The sequence below is a fragment of the Nocardia sp. NPDC060220 genome (assembly GCF_042727815.1).
In the GTDB taxonomy this organism is placed as follows: domain Bacteria; phylum Actinomycetota; class Actinomycetes; order Mycobacteriales; family Mycobacteriaceae; genus Nocardia.
Genome location: NZ_JBHWZY010000841.1, coordinates 1 through 2958, shown reverse-complemented (window position 1 = coordinate 2958; position 2958 = coordinate 1). Strand labels below are relative to the sequence as shown.

Here is a 2958-nt window from a genome sequence, read left to right as displayed (position 1 = left end):
CGCGGGCCGGTCTCGTCGAGGGCCCGCCGCGCAGGCTCGCTCTCGCCGGACCGGCCGATCCGCCTGCGCCTCGGCGTCGGCCGGGTCACCCTGCTGGCCTCGTTGGCCGTGGTCGCGTTGCAGCTGCTCTACATTCAGAGTCTCGCCGCTCCCGCGCTGTCGGCGCAGGCGGCCTCGCAGCGCACCATCAAGGCCACCGAGGCGGCCGTGCGCGGCCCCATCACCGACCGGCACGGCAACCAGCTCGCCTTCACCCTCACCGTGAAAGCTCTGACTTTCCAGCCGGTGACCGAGCGTGAGAAAATGGTCGAAGCCAAGAAGCTGAAGCCCAGTGCGCCGGACCCCGAACAGCGGCTCGAGGACATCGCGAAGTTCATCCACGACAAGCTCGGGGCGCCCACCGAGCAGGAACTGCTCGACAAACTCAAGAGCGACAAGAAGTTCCATTATCTGGCCAAGAACGTCGATCCGCGCGTGGCTGCCGAGATCACCGCCAAGTTCCCGGAGGTCGGCGCCGAACGGCAGGACCTGCGCGAGTACCCGGGTGGTTCGCTGGCGTCCAATGTCGTCGGCGCGATCGGCGGCGACCGGCACGGTCAGATGGGTCTGGAATCGGCACTGGATTCGGTGCTCTCGGGTACCGACGGTTCGCGCACCTACGACCAGGGTTCCGACGGCGCGGTGATCCCCGGCAGCTACCGGGATCTGCAGCCGGCGGTGAACGGCTACGGCGTCGAGCTGACCCTGGACGCGGACCTGCAGTACTACGTGCAGCAGCAGGTGCAGCAGGCCAAACAGGTCTCCGGCGCGTCCTCCGCCTCGGCGGTGGTGCTCGACGCCAAGACCGGCCAGGTGCTCGCGATGGCCAACGACGGTACCTTCAATCCCGCACTGGGCCCGAACCATTGGGCCTCGGGCAAGATGGGCAACCCTTCGGTCTCCGAACCCTTCGAACCCGGCTCGGTGAACAAGATCATCACCGCGGCGGCCGCCATCGAATACGGCGTGACCACCCCCGACGAAGTACTGCAGGTGCCGGGCTCGATCCGGATGTCGGGCGTCACGGTGAACGACGCGTGGCAGCACGATGTCGCGCCCTATACGACCACCGGCATCTTCGGAAAGTCCTCCAACGTCGGCACTCTCATGCTCGCCCAGCGCGTGGGCGAGGACCGCTTCGCCGACATGGTCACCCGCTTCGGGCTCGGCCAGCGCACCGGCGTCGGCCTGCCCGGCGAGAGCGGCGGCCAGGTACCCGCCCGCGACCAGTGGTCCGGCGGTTCCTTCGCGAATCTGCCCATCGGTCAGGGACTCTCGATGACGACCCTGCAGATGACGGCCATGTACCAGGCCATCGCCAACGACGGCCTGCGGATCCCGCCGCGCATCGTCAAGGCCAAGGTCGCCCCCGACGGCACCCGCACCGAGGAGTTGCAGCCCGACGGCGTGCGTGTGGTCAGCCCGCAGACCGCGCACACCCTGCGTGAGCTGTTCCAGGCGACCGTGCAGAAGGACCCGATGGGTGTTCAGATGGGCACCGGCGCACCCGCCTCGATCGAGGGGTACCAGGTGGCGGGCAAGACCGGCACCGCGCAGAAGGTCGACCCCGCGTGCCGCTGCTATTCGACTTCGTCGTTCTACAGCACGTTCGCCGGGATGGCGCCCGCCGACAACCCCCGCTACGTGATCGGCATGATGCTCGACGCGCCCGTGCGCAGCTCCGACGGCACCGGGGGAGGCTCGGCCGCACCGCTGTTCCACAGCATCGCCTCCTGGGCGTTGCAGCGCGACCGGGTGCCGCCCTCTCCGGAGGCCAAGCGACTGGTGCTGGAGGCGGTGTCATAACGGCTGGTGCCGTAGTTCTCGGCCCCTTCGTCGCACCGTCCACTCAGTCCGGAGGCGGGCGGGCCGAGAACACCAATTAACTCAACCCGCGTTGTCCGACCGACACCGCGCGTCGGTAACCTGACTGCTCGTCTCGCCCACGCGCTCGATCACTCTCAGAGAGGAGCCTTGTGCCCGCGCAGTCCAGCCCGCACGCGCTCCGGCCAACCACTCCGCTGTCGACGTCGCTGCAGGCCGTGGCGGACCTCACCGGGGCCACGTCGGTTGCCCCGGTGTCCGCCGAGGTGACGGTCACCGGCATCGAGCAACGATCCAACGCGGTGCGCGCCGGAGACCTGTTCGCCGCGCTGCCCGGCGCGAACTCGCACGGCGCCCGATTCGCCGCCGACGCGATCGCGAACGGCGCGGTCGCCGTGTTCACCGATGCCGCGGGCGCCGAGCTGATCGGTGACGTCGCGGTGCCCGTGCTGGTGCGCGAGCAGCCCCGCGCGGTACTCGGCGAGCTCTCCGCCGAGATCTACGGCCACCCCAGCGATCGGCTGCGTATCGTCGGCATCACCGGCACCTCGGGTAAGACCACCACCTCGTATCTGGTGGAAGCCGGTCTGGCTGCGGCCGGACTGTCCACCGGGCTGATCGGCACCATCGAAACGCGGATCGGCGGGCAGCGGGTGCCGAGTGCGCTCACCACACCCGAGGCGCCGCAGCTGCACGCGATGTTCGCCGCGATGGTCGAGCAGGGTGTCGACGCGGTCGTGATGGAGGTGTCGAGCCACGCGCTCGCGCTGGGCCGGGTCGACGGCGTGCGGTTCGCGGTCGGCGCGTTCACCAACCTCTCGCAGGACCATCTCGACTTTCACAAGGACTTCGAGGACTACTTCGCCGCGAAACGTCGGCTGTTCGACGCGGATTCGCCGGTTGCCGCGCGCACCGCGGTGATCTGCGTCGACGACGAATGGGGCACCCGCCTGGCCGGTGATCTGGTCGAACCGGTCACCGTGTCGACCACCGGCGCGGCGACCTGGCAGGTCAGCGGCGACATCAAGACCACCGGCGGCGAGCAGGAATTCACCGCCGCCGGACCCGACGGCGAACGGACGGTGCGCCTGCGCC

At 69.3% G+C, this 2958-nt stretch carries 2 protein-coding genes; both read left to right on the top strand.

Annotation, left to right across the window (positions count from 1 at the left end):
* On the top strand, positions 1-1845 hold a 1845-nt coding region (locus ACFWF3_RS30530; protein WP_379317150.1), incomplete at its 5' end, for a peptidoglycan D,D-transpeptidase FtsI family protein.
* Positions 1846-2015: 170 nt separating this feature from the next.
* Positions 2016-2958, top strand: a 943-nt coding sequence (locus ACFWF3_RS30525; RefSeq protein ID WP_379317148.1) for a Mur ligase family protein, incomplete at its 3' end; no start/stop codon positions are given.